This window comes from Streptomyces sp. NPDC002838, assembly GCF_040295365.1.
GTDB lineage: Bacteria > Actinomycetota > Actinomycetes > Streptomycetales > Streptomycetaceae > Streptomyces.
Genome location: NZ_JBEOVF010000033.1, coordinates 55,899 through 75,603, shown reverse-complemented (window position 1 = coordinate 75,603; position 19,705 = coordinate 55,899). Strand labels below are relative to the sequence as shown.

The window sequence follows — 19,705 nt, the reverse complement described above, 5'->3', positions numbered from 1 at the left end:
GCCCGCCGCACCGCCTTGCTGCTCTCCGCCGCCGTATCCGTCACCCTGACTGCGACCGCCTGCGTTTCTTCCGGCAGCGCCGACGACCCCGCCACCGCCCGTGCCACGCACACCGTCTCCCCCACGCCGACCGCCGAGCCGGCGCTGACGAAGAAGGCGGCACTCGCCCAAATCGCCCACTACTCCAAGATCAACAACGAGGCCAACGCCGACAACAACCGCCAGTTGCTCGACACGATCGAGGACGGCCCGCTGTATGCGATGTCGGTCGCGGACTACAAGCAGGACGAGGGCCTGCCCAAGGGCGACCGCGAGAAGTACAAGCCGTGGTCGTACTACCTCGCCGCCACCGACGTCTACATCCCCCGCTTCACCGCCGGCCAGCCCAAGTGGTTCGCTGCCGTCACCTACAGCGGCAAGGACAACAAGTACGCCCGCGTTCTGATCATGACCGAGCAGGACAAGTTGAAGCGGTGGGAGATGGTCGCCGCCGTCGACCTCGACGACAAGAAGCAGATCCCGGAGATCGCTCTCGACGCGGACGGCTACGCCACCGCCGTCGACGCCACCTCCACCAAGGCCGTCGCCGCGCCCGTCGACGTGCTGCGTACGGCTGTCCTCGACAACTTCGCCACCGGCGGCACAATGAGCGGCAAGAAGGTCTACGCCACGACGAAGACGTCCACCCGGCAGATCAAGGTCCACGACGAGACCATCCACAAGTTCGGCAGCCGCGGCACCACCGAGTTCACCTCCGCTGCCACCGAGTTCCCTGACAGTTACGCGCTCAAGACCACCGACGGCGACGCGCTCGTGGTCTTCGCGCACACGCACACCCAGCGCGACGCGGTTGCCCACTCCGGGCTGCAGATCGTGCCGGAGAAGGACGACCGCGCCTGGCTCAAGGACAAGCCGAGCCCGTACTTCGCCTACACCTTCAACTGCTCCGACGTCGCCACCGTCCCGGCCACGCCGGGCAAGTCGAAGCTGATCGGCTACACCTGCCGCCGCACCGCTGCCGAGGGCCTGTCCACTTCCTCGGCAGCGTGAGCATGAGCCACTCGCGCCCCGAATCACCCTCGCCCGTGGCCGGCTTCGCCGCCGCGCTCGCCGAGCACCTGCCCGGCCGCTGGCAGGCCGGACCGGCCACCACCCTCGTGGCGCAGGAGGCCGGCAACGACCGGATCTGGCACAGCGGTCCGCTGGCGTACGCCGCCCTCGACGCGGCCGACGTCCAGCGGTGCGTGCTCACCTCCCCCTACGGCCTGCAGCTGTACGTCCTGCCACGGCCACACCGATCCGGCCAGTTCCTCGTGCTGCCGATGCTGCCCGCCGGCTGCCATCAGGAGCACGTGAAAGGACTCCCCAGCCCTCGCGGCATCGCGGTGCCGGCCGACCCCGTCAGGGCCGCATCCGCGGTGCGCCGGCGGATGCTGCTGGAGTATCGCTTCGCCTCGCTGCCCGCACTGCGAGCGGCCAGCGTCGGCCACCTCCAGGTACAGGTCACCTTCGACGCCGAGCGCCGTCCCCGCATCCGTACGACCTACGTCCGCGCCCTGATCGAGCTGCTCGCGCGGGACGGCTTCCTGCTGGACCCTGCCACGGGCGACTGCCACCTGCCGGACAGCCTCCCCGACGAACAGATCAGCCGCCAGCTCATCAAGAGCCTCGAACGCCTCCGGCACCTCGACTTCAACGTGTCCGTGCGCTCCAGTGTCCCGCCCGGTTCCCCCTCCCGCCCACCCGCGCCGCGGGCGAACCTGCCGAAGGGCCCGAGCCGATGAGCATCCCTCACGGCGATTTTGTCCGCGGGCGCCTGGGCCTGTGGCAGCGCCGCATCCAGGAAACCGCCGACTTTCTGGTCCTGGCACAGACCGGTACTCCCCACGCGGGCTTGCTGCCCGTGCTCGACCAGCTCGTCGCCCTGCACAACCTGGCCTCCGGTCTCGTCTCCGAAACCTGCGCCAGTCTGCCGAGAGTTCCCTCGCCGGCACCGACGTCGGTCGTCAGTACCTGTCCCAGCTGGCCACCGCGCTCGTGCACAGCAGCCGCGCCGCCACGCACCTGAGCACGGCCGTGACCGGTCTTGCCGACGCCCACCGGCTCACGTCCCGGCCCGGCGGAGCCGAACCAGTGGAGAGCCAGCTGAACACGACGCTCGGCCACGCCGCTGCGCTGCGCAGCCTCAACCGGGCCCTGCGTCCTCCGCTGGTCAGGACCGCCGACTGGGCCCCCGACGCCGGCAGTCCGCACCCCACCCGCCGACGCCCCTGAGCCTCAGCGGACTCCCCACTGCATCCGCCCGTGTCCTTGGAGACCCCCTGTCGACCCGCTCTTTCATCGCCCGCCCCACCGGTCTCGGCTACAGCGGCATCTACGTCCATCTCGACGGCGTGCCGAGCCACCACCTGCCCCTGCTCCTCACCGCGTTCCAGCACCGGTTCCGCCGCGATCTGGAGGCCATGTCCCGTCACCTCGTGGACGATGTCGCGGTCGGCTGGGACGAGCTGGGCACCGATCTCCTCGACGGCGCCCCGCCCGCGCTCGCTGCCGCGCTGACCGGAGGCGAAGACTGGCCCAGCAGCACCCTGGACCACCTGATCAGCCCGGACGGCTCCCCTCCGGTGCGGATGACGGTGACCGACAAGACCGCCGACGAGCAGGACATGCAGTGGGGATACGTTCTGCACCCTCAGGGGATCGAAGTGATCAGCCTGCTCCACAAGGACATCGGCCGGGTCGTGGACTGGAACACCGATCCGCGCACCGTCTTCAGCGACAGTCCCGCGCACTGGGCCTCCATCGCGCCTACCCCGCTCCTCACACCCGTGCGCGCCGCAGTGCCCCAGGCCACTCCCGCGACGCCCCCGGCGCAGGGCTCCCCGGCCCGCCCCGGCGCTCGCCGCTGACGCTCCATGCCAGCCCTCCCGGAGGAATTCCCCTGCCCACGCCAGCCTCACCCCTGATCACGGTCGTCATCGCCACCCGCCTGTGCGAGGACCGGCTCGGCTACCTGGCCGCCATGCACGCCAGCCTCACCCGGCAGTCCGTGCCGTGGGAGGCAGTGATCGCGCTTGACGGCGCCGCCCCCGAGCGCCTGCCCGCGCCGCTCGCGGATGACTCGCGCATCCGCACCCTCGCGCTGCCCCGCCCGGTCGGCGCCGCCTGCGCCCGCAATCTCGCCCTCACCCAGGTCCGCACCCCGTACGTGAACTGGGCGGACGACGATGACGAGTTCACCGACGACGCCATGGCGGCGCGGCTGACCACCCTGGAGTCCACGGGCGTGAGCTGGTGCGCCGGGTGGAGCGAGGACCTGCACCCGGACGGCTCGACCAGCCTGTGGCGCTGCCCCACGCCGCCGGGCCGGCACGAGGCCGGCGACGTCATGAACTACTGGGTGCAGCCGCAGGACACGATCCCGATCGGGCCGACCACGATTCTCGCCCGCACCGACCTGGTGCGCGCGGCCCCCATGGGCGGGCTCGTCCAGGGCGAGACTACATGGCCGCCGTCGGCGTCACCTGCCTCGCGCCGGGGATCCTGCTGCCCGTCCCGGTCTATCGGTACCGCAAACACCCAGGTCAGATGACTCGCCAGGACTCGTACGACGTCCTGGAGTCGCCTGTTCGGCAGCACGCGTGGAACTACGGATGCAGCCTGCGAGCCGCCTTCTCCACGCGGGAGACGAGCGATGCAGCCGGGGCGGTCTGAAGTCTTCCTCCATCACCCAGGCCACCTTGGATTACCTGGCCCTGCGTCTGGACGAACTGGCCGCGGTGTTCCCCACCAGCCCCGCGGCGGTCGACGTGGTCACGCTGACGGATGACATCGGCGTACTGACCCACCATCTGCAGTACGCCACCGAGCGCGCACAGGAACGATTCACCGCGCCGGAGACGGTCTACCTGCCCGAACGCGTCGCGTTGGCTCGGCTCGCACAGGCAGCTGCCGGGATCGCGGGCGCCCTGGACGTGCTCGCCGAGGCCCTGACCTACGCCACGACCGGCTTCCAGCGAGAGGCCATCGGACCTCGCCACCTCTCCTCTGCGCAACGACCCCGAGGCCATGCGGATCGTCACGGCCGAGAAATACGCCGAGGCCGGCGCCCGGCTTCGCGAAACCGCCACAGCCCTGCGCCCCACGCCTGCCCCGGCTGCGTCTTCCCCGCCGCGATCGGCCGCGCTACGGACGCACCCGCCTGCCCTGCCCGCGCCTCCCGGTGCGACGCCCGCGCGCCGGTGACCTGAGAAGAAAGGCCCCCGCACCTGTCTGACCACTTCCGCTTCGGCGCTCACCCCGAACACGGCTTCGTGGCCACCGCCACCGCGAACATCCCCGCGCACCTGGCCCACTGGTTCCTCGTCCGCGAGCAGTTCGAGCCCGTCCCCGATACTCCGGGCCTGTACCGGCTCACCCGCCCTGAACAGGACGGTTTCCGCCGCACGTGCCAGGCCGTCCACGACCTGCGCCGCCACGGCTACGAGGTGCAGGCCGATGACGCCCTCGACCCCGCCCTGACCGCACCCCCGCCAAGGCCGGCGGCACGCAACGGGCTGACGGATCGCCGCACCCGCATCGCGCAGGCCGCCGCCCGCTCCCCGCAGCGACCCTCCGTTGTGGCGGCCACACCCGGTCGGCCCATGCCGCAGCCCGCGGCCGGCCATACCCCGGCAGCCGACAAGGGACGGGCCCGGTGAGCAGGAGCGACGAGGCGATCCGCATCACCCGCGGCCCGGGTGGCGAAGTCGAGGTCGCGGGCACCTTCAACGCCTTCGCCGCAGACGTGCTGCGCCGGGCGGGCTTCCTGTTCGAACCGTCCCTGCGCGGCCACTGGATCCGCCTCCCCTTCGACCTGGGCCGCGACTGGGAGAACGAGCACGCGACCTGGGCCGCCGAGATGCTGACCGCCGCCCGCTACCCGGTGCACCTCGACCCCGACCTCCGCGTCCCCCGTCCCGGCCAGTCCACCCCGAAGTGTCCGCCGGCGATGACCACGCAGGCCCCGCCGGCAGGGCGTCGGCCACGCCGCTGACAGCCACCACCAGGAGGAACCGATCCCCGACTCCCCCACTCCCGCGGCGAGCGAACTCGCCCGGCGAGCACGTGACTTCCGGCTGCGGATGGCTGTCATCGACCGTGAGGTCGAGACCGCGCTCGACACCACACGGGACCGCCACGGGCGGACCATCTACCACCACGCCGCAGCAGCCGCTCGTGCCCGCCGCAACCAGGCAGTCACCCAGGCGTACGCCACCTACCTCGCGCCACACGCCGACGAACTGCTGGATGCCGCCCACCGCGCCCTCGACGAGCTGCCTCCGGCGCGGCACACCACCGGGTGGCGCACCCTGCTCGACAGCCTCGCCACCTCCCACACCGAGATCATGCGTGTCCTCAACCGGCCCGCCGCACCCGGCTCGACCGCCGAGCGCGAGCAGCACACGACCGTATGGCCGCACCTCGCCTCGTGGGCGGACCACAGCTACATCGCCACCGACCTCGCCGGGCAGCGCCACCAGCCCAAGGCTCCGCTGACCGGCGAGGAACAGCAGATGTGGACCGAAAGGGCCCAGGCAGCGCAGCGGCGAGGCGAGCTGGATCTGATCGAGTCGTGGTACGCCGCCGACGGCCGGCCGATCACCCTCGCCTACCTGGTCGAGGACGACACCTCGACCGTGATCGCCCTGGCCGGCGACCCGGACGCGCCGGGCTGGCAGGTCATCGGGCACTACCGCAACGAGTACGAGGCCGGCCAGGCGCTGCCCCCTGCGGTTCCGCCGGGCGTACTGCGGCCGGACGTCTCGCGGTTCAACCGCCCAGAGCCCGCACCCGAGGTGTCGCTGCAGGAGCTACTCCGGGACGTCGTCGAGGCCCGGGCCGCCGGTGACGTCTCCGAGGCCCTGCTCACCGCCACTCAGCACGGCCACGACGCGGGCCCGATGGTCCGCCTCGAGGAACTCCTGGACACCGCAGGCCAGTTCGCACACGCCCTGGAAACCGTGCAGGGGCGGCAGATCGCCGCCCGGCTCGCCGCGCTCGGCCGACAGGTCGACTTCCTCACCCGCGAAGTGCACGAGGCGGCCGAGGACCTCGGCGCCACCGTCGCCGTTCTGCCGCCGCACCGCACCCCCAGGCCACGGATCCGACCGCGCCCCGCCCTGGACACCACGCCGCCGTCGGCACCGTCCCGCACCCCGGCACCCACACGCCACCGCTAAACCCCAATACACCCGTTTCTGATCAGACTTGAGGAGATTTGTCTATGGCTGTCCGCATGAAATGGAACGTCGAGCACGCCTGCGGCCACGAGATCACCCATGATCTGTCCGACCGCCCCGCCGACCGACGGGCGGGTTTCGCCCGCTGGCTGGCCGACCGAGACTGCACCGACTGCTGGAAGGCCGCCCGTGAGGCTGACACCGAGTCCACGGAGCAGTGGCTTGCCGCCAAGCGCGCCGAGGAGCAGAAGGCCGCCGCCGAGTGGGCCGAGAAGTTCGGCATGCCGCCGCTGGAGGGGCCCGAGAAGGCACTGGAGTGGGGCGAGCGCTCCCGCCACCAGCTGATGACCTCCGCGCACACCGCCCTCGTCGCCGAAGGCACCTGGGACGAGGCGGACTGGGCGGAGCTGGAGGACAAGGCCCGCGCGATCATCCGGGCCGGGTGGTGGATCGACCAGCGGGACGCAGAGGGCTCTGACCTGCTCGAACTCCTCGACGCCGCCAGCGAGTCCGACCGCGGGACGGAGAACCCGTTCCGCTGACAGCGGCCGGACCATAGCCGGGGATCGCCGGTTAGCCAAACCGGCGATCCTGCGGACTATTGATCCTCCCGCCGCCACCCCGCTCCGTGTGGAAGGACCTGCATGATCCCGCCCTCCTGGACACCTCCGCCGACCCCGGCCCTCGCGCCGACGCCCGACCCGCTCACCCCCGCCCGGGACATCACCCACGCCCACTTCCAGGCCGGCGACCAGGTCGTCGTCCTCAAGGGGGTGGCCGGCGGGGAACTGTGGGGGGACTCGATGCGCGTCGTCGCACCGTCCTGGCACACCCCGACCGACGAGGACGGATGGCGGCTTCGCGACGCCACCGGAGGCGCGCAGACGTACCTCACCGCCCACCCCCGCTACCTCGTGCACCTGTCGCGCCGCTGCCCGGACTGCCTGATCTATCTGCGCGCCATGGAAGACCGCCTCCTGCCGAAGTACGCCGAGCACAACGCGCTGATCGACTGCGGCTGGTACGCCACCACGGTCCTCGGCCAGCTCGTGCACGTCGCCGACGCGCGGGGCGGCCGGTGAGCCTGCCCGTCCGCCGCCCCGGCCGTGCGCTCGCCCTCCTGCAGACCCGGTCTCGAGCCACCGCTACTCCGGCGGACCCGTCCTGGCCTGCCCGCCTGGCATCCGACCTGCGCGAACTCGACGCCGACTGGCGGGAATCGGCCGAGGTCTGCGCAGATGCCGCCTGGACGGCTCGCGCCACCGGACACAGCATCCTCAGCCTGCTGAGCCCGGAGCAGATCACCGCCGCTGCCCCCCCATCCGGTCACCGCCCGCACCTACCGGCATCTGTACCTGAGCGCCCTGCGCTTCGACTTCCGCTGCCCCACCCTCCAGGCACTCATCGAGCAGCTTCCCCCGGCCGCACGCGCAGGGCTGGACTGCTACAGCCGGGCCCTGTACGCCTTCGCACTGCTGGGCCAGTCCCGCCCCGAGGGCCTGGACCTCTTGGACGAGGTCCTCGACGAGGCCGGCGAGCACGCCAAGACCCTGCACGTTCTGCTGCACGGCCTGTGGCTCGGCCAGGGCCTGGACCAGGGTGCGGAACGGCTCCTCGCCCTCAGCACCCGGCCGCCCTTCGACACCGGCAAGGACCCGATCGTGCTCTTCCGCGTGGCCGGCGCACTGCGCCGGCTTGGCCGATACGACGAAGGGCTCGCGGCAATCGACCGCGCCCTGGACCTTCTGCCACCGGGTGACATCGCGGTACACGCCGATCTGGTGCGCGAGCGCTCCCTGGTCGACGCCGCCAGGGACCTGCACAGCCACACCCAAACCATCGGAGGCATACCGACGTGATCCCACGCGTCAACGAACGCGCCCACGCCCCGCACGACCCACTCGGCGAAGCGCTGGGGCGTTCGGTGACACCGGAGGAGGGCCTGACCGAGCACACCGTCGTCGCCTACTGGCCGGGCCTTGATTCGTACACCCTGGATGACGAGCAGGCGACGTGGACGTCCGCCCAGTGGGCCGAGCACCTCGAAGATCCGCTTCTGGAGAACCCGTTCGCCGCCAGCCCTCGCGGGGACCGGCATGCGATCTTCCACCTCGACACCTGGCTCCATCCCGACGACCGTGACCTGAGCGGTGCGGAGTGGGCCGAGGTCGCCCACCGCCTCGCCCGCGCCGCCGGCATCGAGATCCCCGGTGACGAGAACGGCTGCCGGTGGATCGCTGTCCAGGCCAAGCCCGGACGCCTCGACCTGATCGCCAATCTCATCCGCCTCGACGGCAGCTGGCAGCAGCAGCCCGGCAACCTTCTGCGGCGGCTCTCGGACGAGGCCCGCCGCATCGAACAGGACCTGCGCCTCACACCCGTACCGATCACACCTGAACACTGGGCCATCACTGAATCGGTGCCGACCGCATCGGCCCAGCTCGCGGCGGTCCTCTCGCAGCTCGCCGACGAGCAGTCCGGCCCGCTGGCCACCGTCCGCGGCCTCGTCGAGCACACCGCGCACCGCATCGCCCGACAGCCCGGCACCGCCGGCCCCGGCACCGCGCGCCGCCTGGAGCTGATCGCCCGTCGTCTCCACGGCATCCAGCAGGACCTCGACACCACGGCCGCCCATCTCAACACACAGCCCCGCCCGCGCGTCGCTGCCCCATCTCCGCCCGCCGCCCGGACCTCCGCCTGCCGATCATCGTAGGAGAAACGTTTCTTTGCCCCATGCCGACCGCTTCCTGACCGTCCGCCGCGATCCGCACTCCGAGGAGGTCCTCGCCCGCGGTGGCGACCCTGAGGCCCACAGCCTGCTGCAGCGCGCGGGCTTCGTGCCCGTGGTCCGCCTCCACGAGACCTACCACCGCGCCCCCACGGGACTCACTCAGGACGACGAAATCCGCCTCGCCACCGAGGCGGTGGCCCGGCTCCGGGCTGTCGGCTACCACGTCGACTGCGACCAGGATTTCGACACCGACCGCCGCCCGGCCCGCGATCTGCCGCTGGGCGCCTCGGTCGTCCACCTCGCCGAACGCATCCGCGAGGCCACCACCACCGAGGAGGTGGCCGACGCTCTGACCGAGCTGACTTCCTCCCACGACGGCGTCCTCGCCGCCATTGAGCAAGTCCTGGACGCCGCCGCTGATTTCCACGACGGCCTCGGCGACGCGGCCGACCCGCACATCGCCGGGCGACTGCGCTACCTCGCCGACGAGCGCCTGCAGGTCATCCGGACCGACCTCGCCCACACCCGCAACGCCCTCGCCGACCGTCACGCCCCGCACCCCGGCCGCAGCACCTGCACCGAAGAAGTCCCCGCCAACGAACGCGAACGGTCCGCCGTGTGTGCCTGCCCGCCACCGCCGCGCATCGTGCCGGCCCCACCACCGCCTCCGGTGGCCGCTGGGCTGCGCCGCTGACACCGCCTCACCCCACCAAGGACACCATGCACAACCACGAAGACTCCGAGCGCCTCGCCTCGTACGCCGACGTTCTCGCCAGCGAACTGCCCGGCGCCTGGGCCAGTACCTACCACCCGCCTGAGCGCAAGGACGACCTGGTCGAACTGGCCGACCGGATCTGGGACCTGGACCTTGTCGCCGAATCCCTCGCCGGGCACCTGCTCCAGCAGGCGGCCGTCCTGACCCGCCAGGACGGCGCCCAGTTCGTCGTCCTCGACCGGCACGACGAACGCGATGGATTCCTCATCGCCGCCGTCGCCCTCCGTGATCTTCCCGACGAGGCATACCGCGGCGTGCGCGAGCCCAACGGCATCGTCCTGACAGATGATCCCTTCCTGGGCGCCGAACAGGTCGCCGGTGATCTGCTGGCCCGCTACGACACCGCGCTCGCCCAGGTCCGCCACAACGCCGTGGCCGGCGTCCAGCCGTCCCAGCCGGAGCGGGTCGTTTTGACCTGGCAGCCGGACGGAAGCCTCGCCGCCGCCCCGGTCGGCGAGACGGCCACCGCCGTGCTGGCCGCCAACGGCTTCGTCCAAGACCAGCAGACCGGGATCTACCGGCTGGGCGGCGACGACACCGCAGCTCAGGCGCGCGCCGTTCGCGAGACCGGTCGGCAGCTCGACGCTCAGGGCATCGCCACCGCGCTCCAGCACCCCTCGGGCCGGATCGCGCCCACCGCCACACCGCCGGCCGCGCCGCCGGCCCCGGCTGCGCACCGGGCCTCGACGACCAGGGCTCGATGAAGCAGAACGAGCCCGACTTCCTGGTGCTGGAGTACCTCACCATCACCAAGGACCCCCGCACCGGGCTGGTCGTCGCCATCGGCGGCACCCAGCCAGTGGCCGGCATCCTCCAACGAAGCGGCGGCTTCCTCAACGTCCCCGGCCCCCGCGGGGACTACCACCGTCTGCCGCACGGCCTGACCGTCGAGCAGCAGCGGCTGAAGGCCACGGCCGCGTCGCACGCCCTCCTCGCCGCCGGCTACAGCGTCCACCTCGACCCGGCTCTGAACTCTCTTGCCTCGCCGGACGGCGAACGCGAAGCCGCCCTGCGCTACCTCGCCCAGCTCTCCGAACGGGCCGTCCGCGCCAGCAGCAGGGCGGAGACCGCCGAAGTCCTGACCGAAGTCGCCGGACCCAGCGCAGGCCTATTGCCGCTCGTCCGGGAGGTCGTCGTCAGTGCCTGGATCACGTGGTCCCAGCTTCTGGACGCCGACGGCGAAAACCCGGAACCGGCCTCACAGCTCGGCAACACGGCGGAGGCTCTCTCGCGCGCCGCCGACCGGATCCTCCTCGCCCGCAATCACGCCGCACGCACCCCCGACCGACCGGCACCCACCCCTGTGCCGCCGAGCCCGGCGAAGCAGCCGGCCACTCCCGTACTCCGCCACCGCTGAACTGGAGAACCGTTCATGGGCAACCGTGCTGACGAGTACGGCACCGACGTCGAGATCTACCGCAAGGCCCTGACCACCACCATCCACGCCGACACCGCCACCTGCGCCCCCGACAAGCTCCTCGACCTGCTCGACCGGCTCGGCCTGGAGCGCCAGGAAGTCCGCACCGCCGGCCCCGTCTACATCTGGCACGAGGTCCCCGAGCACCTCGATGCGGACGAGCAGAAGCGCCTGGCGAGCCGCGCGATCCCCGCCCTCCTCATGACCGGATACAAGGTCAACTGCACGCCCGAGGTCTTCGACCCGAACGCCTACGAGCAGGCCGTACACGAGATCTGCTCCGGCCATCCCCGCCCCGCCACGCAGCACCCGGCACCGGCCGCTGCGCCCGAGCGCCCCGCGCCGCCCCGTCGCACCCCGTAAGCCGAACGGCGGCCCCGGCGCGCCGCCGGGGCCGCCCGCGCCCGCACCGCACACCAACCGGAGAAACCCGTACTACCCCGCACACCCCCACCGATCACGCACCGCCTGAAGCCCCGCCTCGCGACCGCGCTGTTCCGCCGCTACCTGCGCGCCTGCATCGCCACCGGCCTCGACCACACCTCACCGCTAGCCGGCGCACGCCCCGAGACCGTCCCCGCCGAGACCCAGCGGACCGGGCACCGCCACCACCACTGACCAACTCCGACCTGGAGGAGCATGCCTCACCCCACCCCGTACCCGGTGCGGCTGGCCGACGAGATCACCCGCCAGCTCGGCCAGCTCGCCGACCACCTCGCCCAACTCCCCCCGCACCAGGCCACGCAGGTCATCGCCCGCGTCCTCGATCCGGACGACGGAGTTCTCGGCGGCGTCACCCACCTCGTCTCCACCAGCAGCGTGTTCGCCAAGAACCAGGCCGAGCGCGGCGTACTGCCGGCGGAGGTATGGCTCGCCCTCGGCCGGGCAGCGAACGAACTCGACGCCATGGGCGGGGACCTGGACGAACACCGCGAGGCTCTGCGGCACGTCAGCACGCAGCCCGCCACCAAGACAGCGAAGCCTCCAGTCCCTGCACCGCTCGTCGTCCGGCGGCGCCGGTGACAAAGAAGCAGTGGCAGGGCTGGGGACCGGGCGAGCAGGCCGAGCAGCACTACCTCGTCGAACCCCGCGTCCTCGCCGGCGGCGGCGACATCCGCCATGTCTCAGAGTTCCTGCGCGCCTCCGGCTGGCGGGACAAGTCCACGGCGGGCGGCCCGCTCTTCCTGGAGAGCCCGGACCGCACGGTCCGCATCGCCTACGACCCCTATGTTCTGCCGGGCGGGTGGACGATCCACGGTAAGGCGACTGGGCACCAGGACGAGTGGTGGGCGAACCTCGGCCGGCAGACGCCGGTGGAGATCGTCGCCGGCCTGACCGACGCCCTCACCCGCCCCCGCTCCGCCCACGCCCCCAACGTGTGGGCGCCACTTCAGGAGCAGCGCTGGCGCACTGCGCCCGACGCCGGACACGTCACCGCGACCAGCCCTGACAAAACCGCCTGGATGCAGTTCCACCAGATGCCCAACGGCGATGCCATGTGGTGGTCCGGTGCCAAGGACCAGCAGGGCAACGGCTGGACCGCGCAGTTCACACCCAGCACCCCGATGCACCTCGTGCAAGCCTTCTCCACCGCGCTCGCCAGCCCCGAACCCGTGATGCGCCCGCGCGGACGTGTCCCGCACAGCAGTCAGATCCGCACCACCTCCGTCTCCGTCCTCCCCTCCCAGCTCAGCGCCTGGCAGCAGGCCCGCGTCCAAGCCGCCCGCGCCGCCACCTGGGCCCGCAACTGGACTGCCAACCGGCCCCGCACCACGGCCCGCCCCCACGCCACCACCCACCACGCCCGCCGCTGACCGGTCCGAACCCGTTCCCAAGGAGCCCCGTGCCCGCACTGACCCCGGACGACGTCCACACCGCCACCGAAACCCTGTCCCGGCTCACCGAGTACCTGCGCGACACCCCTGACCCGGGCGAGGCGCTCGCCCTGGTCGAGCCGCTGCTGGATGAATACACCGGCATCCCCGTCCAGCTCGGCGACACCCTGCGCGCCCTCGCCCGCGCCGTGCTCGACCACCCGGACACCCCGCGCACCCCCGACCTGCACATGCTGGTCGCGGAGCTGCGAGACGCCGCGTGGGAGCAGAGTGACCAGCACGCCCTGCACTACGCGCTGGACGACCTGCGCACCCTGCTCACGATCGCGACCTCCAACACGCCGGAGTACTGCCAGTGCCGGTGACCGAACGGCAGCTCGCCGAGTTCGCCGACAAGCACGCCTGGCGGATCCCGTTCGACACCAGTCCCCGCCACCTCGCCGGACCCGGCGATGCCCGCCACGTCACCCACGGCCTGGCTGCGGCCGGATGGACCGGCACGTCCGACCCGCTGAGCCCAGAGATCGTCCTGCGCAGCCCCGACCACCGTCACCGCCTGCAGTTCGACCCGCAGTCCGCCACCTCCGCCTGGTGGCGGCTGCGGGCCGAGGCCACCGACACCGAACCCAGCTGGTACGCCGAGTTCGGCGAACTCGTCCCCGCCGAGATCCTGGCCGGCGTCACCGACACCCTCATCGCCCCGCCGCCCCAGGAACAACCGGATCCCTGGCAGGCGGTGATCTCGGCGGGCTGGCTGCTCGGCCCACCGGGCAAGGCGCACTCACCGGACGCCATGTGCCATATCGAACTGCGCCTCCTCGACCACCACGACACGTGGTCCTGGCACATCGAGACCCGCGAGGAAGGCCACGGCCATCCCGTGGGCCCCCGGATCTGGCACGCCTGGTTCGACAGCCGCACCCCCTCCCACCTGGTGACCGCGTTCGTCACCGCGCTCACCGACACCGGCCCGCTCCAGCGCGGCATGTACGACCACACCGCCCACTACAGCGCCGTGCAGGAGCCGAGCCCGCTCACCCCGCAGCAGGTGGTCGCCGCGCACACCACCCGACTCGACACCCTGCGCGCACGGGCACGCGCCGCTCGCCGCCGTCAGCAGCCGGCGACCACCACGGCCCCGGCACCACCACCGACGACCGCGACCGCCCCCGTCCGGCGCTGAGTTGCTGAACAAGGAAGCCGCCATTCCCACACCCCCCGACTCCCACCGTGCTCTGCTCCAGCAGCTCCGCCGCTACCTGCGCGAGAGCAAGAAGATCCTCGATGCCTGGGACGCGTACTCCGACGAGAACACCGATCTCGACGGCTGGCCGTACGACGACCACGCCTACGGCCTCCGCGCCAGCCAGCGCGACGCCGACACCGCCCAGGCATTCGAGACCGTCCGTGCGGGAGCACACCATCTCCTCGCCACGGCCCAGACGCAGCTCGCCATGCTCCCTTCCCGCGCCGTGCAGAACCGCTGGGTCTGGCAGCTCGGCACCCTGCGCGACGGGCTCGACCGGCTCGACGCCCTGCACGAGCAGTGGCTGCAGACCCGCGACAGCCTCCCCGCGGACGCCCGGCCCGGCACCGAGGCGTTCGACGACGCGCTCGCCGCGTACCACGCCGATGCCTGGAGCTGCCTCGACGACTGGGCCACCCACGGCCACGCCGTCCACGACATCAACGCCGCTGCCCGGCACGCACCATCGCCTCTGGCCCCGCCGCCGACCGCGACCGCAGCCCTCTCGACCGGATCTTCCGGCAAGGTGCGGAGCTGACGGTGCCTGAGATCCCCGAGACGGTGGAGGTCGGCTTCGTCGCCCCGCGTCACCTGGCCGGCGGCGGCGATCCCGCCTGGGTCACCGTCCCCCTGCACCATGCCTGCGGCTGGAGCTACAGCCACGACCCCCTGATCCCACGCGTGATCCTTTCCAGCCCCGGCCAGAAGGCCCTCGTGCGTCTGGAACCCGACCCCGACGGGCAGTGGTGGACCCTGCACCACGCGCCCGAGCCGGACCGACCCGCCTGGTATGCGAGTTTCGGCGCCCGCACTCCGGTCGAGATCATCGCGGCCGTCACCGACGCCCTGACCGACCCGGGCGACGCCGCAGATACCGACCCGTACGAACCGCTCATGAAGGCCGGCTGGACGCCCGCTTCCGACAAGGACGGGCTCGTCTCACCCGATGGCAAGGCCCACGTAGCACTACGTCAGCGCCACGTCCGACTGCTGGTGGGCCACCATCATGCTCAGCGAGACCCAGGGCCCGGTGTGGCAGGCCCGTTTCGGCGAGCACGCTCCACGACATGGGATCACCGCGTTCACCGGCGCGCTCGCCGACCCAAGTCCCCTCCCGCGCACCGGCAGCCCGCTCAACATCCCGGCCTACGGCACCAAGCTCATCACCCGCACGTTCCGGAAACTGCCCGCCGCCCAGGTCGTCTCCGCCTTGGAGGACCGTGTCCGCTCGCTCGCCGGCCGACGGGCTTCCCCGCTGACGAACCCGCCGGCCCCGCGACGTCCTCCGACCGGCCCTGGCCGCACCCGCTGATCTCCGACGCCCTTTCCCTCCCAGAAGCGCACACCGCCCTTGCCTCCTCCCGCTAACAGCTCCTCCGACGGGTACGACATCGCCTTCCGGCTCCTTCTCGGAGTGCTCGCCGTCGTCATCCCTCTTTCCCACCTCGCCTGGTTGTCCGGCAATGTCACCGCTTGGCTGACCGGCCACGACTGGGCGCCCTACCAGCCGACCACCGCTCTCCTCCACCCCGACCAGCTCTGGCCGCAGGCCGGTGAAACGTCCCTGCTGATCGGCGCACGCATCGTCCCGACCGCAGCCCTGCTCGCGCTCGGTGCCGTGGTCGGTGTCCTGTGGTCCCGCCACAACAACCGCAGTGGCGGCCGGAAGAAGAAGATCGCCGGGATGGCGGAGCCGAAGGACATCGAGCCTCTGATGGCCAAGGCGATCACCGCCAAGGCCCGTTCCCTGCGCCCGAGCCTGAAGACCGCCAAGCACATCGATACCAAGGACACCGGCATCCTCCTCGGCAATCTGCAGGGGACGCGGCACGAGGTCCGCATGGGGTACGAGGACGTCGCCGTCGCGATCATGGCCCCACGGTCCGGCAAGACCACCAGCCTCGCGATCCCCTCGATCCTGGCCGCACCGGGCCCGGTCCTGCTGACCTCCAACAAGGCGGCCGGCGACGCCTACACCGCCACCCTCGACGCGCGCGCCGAGGTGGGCCGGGTCTGGTCGATGGACCCGCAGCAGATCGCGCACGCCGCCCGCCAGATGTGGTGGAACCCCCTCGCCGACGCCAAGACGCTGGACGGCGCCGGACGGCTGGCCGGCCACTTCCTCGCCGCGAGCGTGGACGCGAGCCAGCAAGGCGACTTCTGGTCCAAGGCCGGCTCCAACATCCTCTCCCAGCTCTTCCTCGCCGCCGCGCTCGACGAGCGGCCCATCACGGACGTCATGACCTGGCTGGCCTTCCCCGCCGATCGCACGCCGCTCGACGTCCTGCGCGACCACGGCTTCACCGCCGTCGCCGCGCAGCTCAAGGGCACGGTGGAGGGCCCGCCGGAGACGAGGGACGGCATCTACGAGACGGCCCGCCAGTACGCCGCCGCCCTGCTGAACTCCCAGATCGCCGCGTGGATCACCCCGCAAAAGGACGTCCCCGAGTTTCGCCCGTCGCAGTTCGTCACCTCCACCGACACCCTCTACCTGCTGTCGAAGGACGGAGGCGGCGGTGCCAGTGCACTGATCGCCGCGTGCGCGGACTCCGTGATGCGGGCCGCGACCGCGCAGGCCGAACGCGCCGGCGGGCGGCTCGATCCGCCGATGCTCGCGATCCTCGACGAGGCCGCCAACGTCTGCAAGATCAGCGACCTGCCAGACCTGTACTCCCACCTCGGCTCGCGCGGGATCATCCCGATGACCATCCTCCAGTCCTACCGCCAGGGCCAGAAGGTCTGGGGCGACGCCGGCATGGACGCCATGTGGTCCGCCTCCACCGTCAAGGTCATCGGCTCCGGTATCGACGACCCGGACTTCGCCGACAAGCTCTCCCGGCTGATCGGCGACCACGACGTCGAGACCACCTCTACCTCCCACTCCGAGTCCGGCAAGTCGACCTCCGTGTCGATGCGGCAGGAACGGATCCTGCCCGCAGATGCGATCCGCGCCCTGCCCAAGGGCACCGCGCTGTGCTTCGCCACCGGCATGCGCGCCGCGATGCTCGACCTGCGTCCCTGGTACCTGGAGCCCGGCGCTGACGAGCTGTCCGCCGCCTCCGCCCGCGCGTCGAAGGCCATCACCGCCCGCGCCATCGCCAAGCACGCACCCCAGCAGGGCGACTACGGCACGGCCGCCTGACCGGGCTGCGCCACACCCCCGGTTCGCGCTCACCGCACCCCGACTCTCCGGAGCACCATGGCTCTCACCGACCACCACGACGTCTTCATCGGCTCGACCGGCGACGGTTGGACCTTCGTCGTCCTCAACCGCCCTCTCCGCAACGCCGCCCGCATCCTGACCGGGGCGGGATTCACCGCCCGCGAGCACCAGGGCCGCACCCTCTTCCTCCTGCCGCCCGAGACTGCCGAGGACGCGCACGAGCGCGCCGGTGTCGCGGCTTATGGGCTCATGGCCCACACCCTGGACCTCGTCGACCTGGCCTGGACCACGCGCCAGCACGGCGCAAGCCCGGCTGCCCAGCCCGACGTGACCATCCGCTTCACCGACCATGCGGTCACCGCGAGCGCGGCCACGGGCCAGGCCGACGCTGTCCTCGTCCAGTACGGCTTCATACCAGCGGGGGCGAAGCGGCAGTACGCGCTGCCACCCGGTCTCGGTGAGCGCGATGCCCTCAGCGCTGTTGTCCGCGCCGAGGCCCACCTCTACGCCGACGGCATCAGCGTGCGCATCGACCTCGGCATCGCGGCCTGGCAGGACATCCCGCCGACGCCATCCCGCCCCGGTGCCGCCCTCGCACCGCCGCCCACCACACAGGTTAAGCGGCGCAGCCGCTGACCACCGTCCGCCTTCCCCGGAGCACTGCACCATGCGCCAGATCGACCTGCAAGCCGAGATCGCCCGACTGCGGCAACTCGGCAGCGACTTCGAGGACTTGCACAGCGAGATCCGCTCTCTCGCCCTGACACCCGGCACCGACGCCCGGCAGCAGCTCACGGCGAAGATTGTGGACACGAACGAGCTGGTCCAACAGGCCATGTTCCGCCTCGCCGCCCTCGACGGCAGCCAGTACACCGCCATACCCGGCAGCCGCCCGGCTCTGGAACTGCTCGCCTCCGTCGTCTTGGCCGCCAGTGTCGCCGCATCCGACCTGGCCTGCGCGCTGGAGGCCAACCCGCTGGAGGGCGCCCCGTTCCCCGGCCCGCCGGGCGATGATGCAGCCGTGCGCACGGCACGGCACGCGGAGGCGGTCCCCGCCATGGCGGAGCACCTCGCAAACGCCGCCCACCAGCTCGACCTGGCCTACACCGGCTGCTACTACCTCGCTGGCGGCATCACCCGGGACCTGAAACAGCACGCCGAACAGCAGCAGGCGATACCCGTGCCGGAGATCACGGCCAGCCAGTACGCCGTCCTTTCCCGTCTGTCCACCGGAGGCGGCACCCGTTACATAATCAGCCGGCACGGCGTGCTCAAGGCCATCGACAAGGACCGGGCCACCGTGAACGTCGCCACCCTCAACGCCCTGATCAAGCGAGGACTCGTCGAGGTGGACACCACGACATCCCTGCATCAGGGCCAGCGCCTCGATGTCACCGCGGAAGGCCAGCGTGCCCTCGCCCTGCACAAGCCCGCCACGACCCCCGCCCGAACAGCGGCCGTGACGCCTCCTGCGACCAAGCAGGCCGCCGCAGGACGCACGCGATGACCGACTTCGCCCCGACGGCCCGCGTCCTGGTCAGCCCCGTCTACATGGCCGGCCCCGGCAACTCCACCATGGTCACCCGCCCGCTGCACGCAGCCGGTTGGGCTGAGGCGCGCACGCCCGCCGGGCGGATGTTCTCCAGCCCCTGTCTGCGCGCACAGATCGCCGACCTTCCCTACGGCTGGACGATCTCCTACGCCCGCGAGCCGCTGGCCCTCCCCCACTGGACCGCTCATTTCACCCGTGACACCCCTGCCGAGATCGTCTCCGCCTTCACCACCACGCTCGTCCGCGGTCTGCCCGACGACCACCGTGACCATCGGCCCGGTGGTTCCCACCACACCCCTGCCGGCCCTGGCGATGTTCTGATCGCGCGCGGCTGGAGAGATGACCACAGCCCTCTCTTCCACTACCAGCACGCCCCGGACGGCCACGCTTACCTCCGCCTCAACCTCGGCGAGGCCGACGTCCACACCGAACTGGAAGGTGAGGTCTCCGCAGCCTGGACCCTGTACGCCCGCGTCGAGGCCGCGTGCGGACCGCGCTGGTACGCCGACTTCACCAGCCGTACCCCCGTGCACCTGATCACCGCCACCGCCGACGACTTCTCCCGCCTGGACCCCGTACGCCGCAGGCCGCGCGACCTCCCCGAGCGCCACCTGCCCTTCCTGGCCATCCGGTCTGCGGCGGCCCGCCCCCAAACTCACGCTGCCCGCGCCACCGCCCAGTCATCGGCCAGCGCTGTACCCGTGGCCCGAACACCAGCGCACATGCGCCTTGCCAACCCCGCACGAGCACGCCGCTGAGCTTCCC

Annotated in this window: 26 protein-coding genes and 2 pseudogenes; all 28 read left to right on the top strand. The window is 71.6% G+C overall.

Translation table 11 applies throughout. From position 1 onward, the window contains the following. Nucleotides 1–15: 15 nt before the first annotated feature. The 28 genes and pseudogenes from ABT063_RS33740 (at nucleotide 16) to ABT063_RS33605 (ending at nucleotide 19,698) form a co-directional block, all read left to right on the top strand. Entirely contained in the window at nucleotides 16–1,050 is a 1,035-nt protein-coding gene (locus ABT063_RS33740; protein WP_351063707.1) for a DUF8094 domain-containing protein, read from the top strand. Nucleotides 1,051–1,052: 2 nt separating this feature from the next. Then, a complete protein-coding gene (locus tag ABT063_RS33735; RefSeq protein ID WP_502990932.1) occupies nucleotides 1,053–1,784 on the top strand; it encodes a hypothetical protein in 732 nt (243 codons plus the stop codon). Between the two features lie 253 nt (nucleotides 1,785–2,037). Further along, a complete protein-coding gene (locus ABT063_RS33730; protein ID WP_351063703.1) occupies nucleotides 2,038–2,274 on the top strand; it encodes a hypothetical protein in 237 nt (78 codons plus the stop codon). 119 nt (nucleotides 2,275–2,393) lie between these two features. Continuing rightward, complete coding sequence (locus tag ABT063_RS33725) at nucleotides 2,394–2,909, top strand: hypothetical protein (RefSeq protein ID WP_351063701.1); 516 nt, start codon at nucleotides 2,394–2,396, stop codon at nucleotides 2,907–2,909. Between the two features lie 113 nt (nucleotides 2,910–3,022). Then, nucleotides 3,023–3,714, top strand: a pseudogene (locus ABT063_RS33720) (glycosyltransferase). Then, nucleotides 3,654–4,250 carry a hypothetical protein gene (locus tag ABT063_RS33715; protein ID WP_351063798.1) on the top strand — a complete coding sequence of 199 codons (597 nt, stop codon included), beginning with the start codon at nucleotides 3,654–3,656 and terminating at the stop codon, nucleotides 4,248–4,250. Before ABT063_RS33720 ends, ABT063_RS33715 begins: the two are co-directional and overlap by 61 nt. Before the next feature lie 63 nt (nucleotides 4,251–4,313). Further along, nucleotides 4,314–4,700, top strand: coding sequence for a hypothetical protein (locus ABT063_RS33710; protein WP_351063699.1), 387 nt, complete (start codon nucleotides 4,314–4,316; stop codon nucleotides 4,698–4,700). Beyond that, the gene (locus ABT063_RS33705) at nucleotides 4,697–5,035 is read left to right on the top strand and encodes a hypothetical protein (RefSeq protein WP_351063697.1); all 339 of its coding nucleotides are present in this window, start codon (nucleotides 4,697–4,699) and stop codon (nucleotides 5,033–5,035) included. Before ABT063_RS33710 ends, ABT063_RS33705 begins: the two co-directional genes overlap by 4 nt. Before the next feature lie 88 nt (nucleotides 5,036–5,123). Then, nucleotides 5,124–6,221, top strand: coding sequence for a hypothetical protein (locus ABT063_RS33700; RefSeq protein ID WP_351063695.1), 1,098 nt, complete (start codon nucleotides 5,124–5,126; stop codon nucleotides 6,219–6,221). A 44-nt stretch (nucleotides 6,222–6,265) separates the two neighbouring features. Next, nucleotides 6,266–6,763 (top strand): hypothetical protein, encoded by a 498-nt coding sequence (locus tag ABT063_RS33695; protein WP_351063693.1) that lies wholly within the window; start codon nucleotides 6,266–6,268, stop codon nucleotides 6,761–6,763. A 102-nt stretch (nucleotides 6,764–6,865) separates the two neighbouring features. Beyond that, nucleotides 6,866–7,303, top strand: coding sequence for a hypothetical protein (locus ABT063_RS33690; RefSeq protein WP_351063691.1), 438 nt, complete (start codon nucleotides 6,866–6,868; stop codon nucleotides 7,301–7,303). A gap of 426 nt (nucleotides 7,304–7,729) precedes the next feature. After that, complete coding sequence (locus ABT063_RS33685) at nucleotides 7,730–8,080, top strand: tetratricopeptide repeat protein (protein WP_351063689.1); 351 nt, start codon at nucleotides 7,730–7,732, stop codon at nucleotides 8,078–8,080. Beyond that, entirely contained in the window at nucleotides 8,077–8,934 is an 858-nt protein-coding gene (locus tag ABT063_RS33680) for a relaxase/mobilization nuclease (RefSeq protein ID WP_351063687.1), read from the top strand. The genes ABT063_RS33685 and ABT063_RS33680 overlap by 4 nt, the downstream gene beginning before the upstream one ends. Nucleotides 8,935–8,947: 13 nt before the next feature. Then, nucleotides 8,948–9,646, top strand: coding sequence for a hypothetical protein (locus ABT063_RS33675; RefSeq protein WP_351063685.1), 699 nt, complete (start codon nucleotides 8,948–8,950; stop codon nucleotides 9,644–9,646). A gap of 26 nt (nucleotides 9,647–9,672) precedes the next feature. Continuing rightward, a complete protein-coding gene (locus ABT063_RS33670; RefSeq protein ID WP_351063683.1) occupies nucleotides 9,673–10,431 on the top strand; it encodes a hypothetical protein in 759 nt (252 codons plus the stop codon). Next, nucleotides 10,428–11,084 (top strand): hypothetical protein, encoded by a 657-nt coding sequence (locus ABT063_RS33665; RefSeq protein ID WP_351063681.1) that lies wholly within the window; start codon nucleotides 10,428–10,430, stop codon nucleotides 11,082–11,084. Before ABT063_RS33670 ends, ABT063_RS33665 begins: the two co-directional genes overlap by 4 nt. A 15-nt stretch (nucleotides 11,085–11,099) precedes the next feature. Further along, on the top strand, nucleotides 11,100–11,507 hold the full coding sequence (locus tag ABT063_RS33660) for a hypothetical protein (protein ID WP_351063679.1): 408 nt from the start codon (nucleotides 11,100–11,102) through the stop codon (nucleotides 11,505–11,507). 276 nt (nucleotides 11,508–11,783) lie between these two features. Next, the gene (locus ABT063_RS33655) at nucleotides 11,784–12,167 is read left to right on the top strand and encodes a hypothetical protein (RefSeq protein WP_351063677.1); all 384 of its coding nucleotides are present in this window, start codon (nucleotides 11,784–11,786) and stop codon (nucleotides 12,165–12,167) included. Continuing rightward, nucleotides 12,164–12,958, top strand: a complete 795-nt coding sequence (locus tag ABT063_RS33650) for an SPDY domain-containing protein (RefSeq protein WP_351063675.1) — start codon at nucleotides 12,164–12,166, stop codon at nucleotides 12,956–12,958. The genes ABT063_RS33655 and ABT063_RS33650 overlap by 4 nt, the downstream gene beginning before the upstream one ends. Before the next feature lie 29 nt (nucleotides 12,959–12,987). Then, entirely contained in the window at nucleotides 12,988–13,344 is a 357-nt protein-coding gene (locus ABT063_RS33645) for a hypothetical protein (RefSeq protein ID WP_351063673.1), read from the top strand. After that, nucleotides 13,335–14,162 carry an SPDY domain-containing protein gene (locus ABT063_RS33640; protein ID WP_351063671.1) on the top strand — a complete coding sequence of 276 codons (828 nt, stop codon included), beginning with the start codon at nucleotides 13,335–13,337 and terminating at the stop codon, nucleotides 14,160–14,162. Before ABT063_RS33645 ends, ABT063_RS33640 begins: the two co-directional genes overlap by 10 nt. Before the next feature lies 1 nt (nucleotide 14,163). Beyond that, a complete protein-coding gene (locus ABT063_RS33635) occupies nucleotides 14,164–14,763 on the top strand; it encodes a hypothetical protein (RefSeq protein ID WP_351063669.1) in 600 nt (199 codons plus the stop codon). A gap of 2 nt (nucleotides 14,764–14,765) precedes the next feature. Continuing rightward, nucleotides 14,766–15,023: pseudogene (locus ABT063_RS33630) on the top strand (SPDY domain-containing protein); the annotation flags it as partial. Between the two features lie 208 nt (nucleotides 15,024–15,231). Beyond that, nucleotides 15,232–15,537 carry an SPDY domain-containing protein gene (locus ABT063_RS33625; protein WP_351063668.1) on the top strand — a complete coding sequence of 102 codons (306 nt, stop codon included), beginning with the start codon at nucleotides 15,232–15,234 and terminating at the stop codon, nucleotides 15,535–15,537. A gap of 39 nt (nucleotides 15,538–15,576) precedes the next feature. Beyond that, a complete protein-coding gene (locus ABT063_RS33620; protein ID WP_351063667.1) occupies nucleotides 15,577–17,367 on the top strand; it encodes a type IV secretory system conjugative DNA transfer family protein in 1,791 nt (596 codons plus the stop codon). A 57-nt stretch (nucleotides 17,368–17,424) separates the two neighbouring features. Beyond that, entirely contained in the window at nucleotides 17,425–18,024 is a 600-nt protein-coding gene (locus tag ABT063_RS33615) for a hypothetical protein (RefSeq protein WP_351063666.1), read from the top strand. 31 nt (nucleotides 18,025–18,055) lie between these two features. After that, nucleotides 18,056–18,895 carry a hypothetical protein gene (locus tag ABT063_RS33610; protein ID WP_351063664.1) on the top strand — a complete coding sequence of 280 codons (840 nt, stop codon included), beginning with the start codon at nucleotides 18,056–18,058 and terminating at the stop codon, nucleotides 18,893–18,895. Beyond that, nucleotides 18,892–19,698 carry an SPDY domain-containing protein gene (locus ABT063_RS33605; RefSeq protein ID WP_351063662.1) on the top strand — a complete coding sequence of 269 codons (807 nt, stop codon included), beginning with the start codon at nucleotides 18,892–18,894 and terminating at the stop codon, nucleotides 19,696–19,698. The genes ABT063_RS33610 and ABT063_RS33605 overlap by 4 nt, the downstream gene beginning before the upstream one ends. The last annotated feature ends 7 nt before the right edge of the window (nucleotides 19,699–19,705 follow it).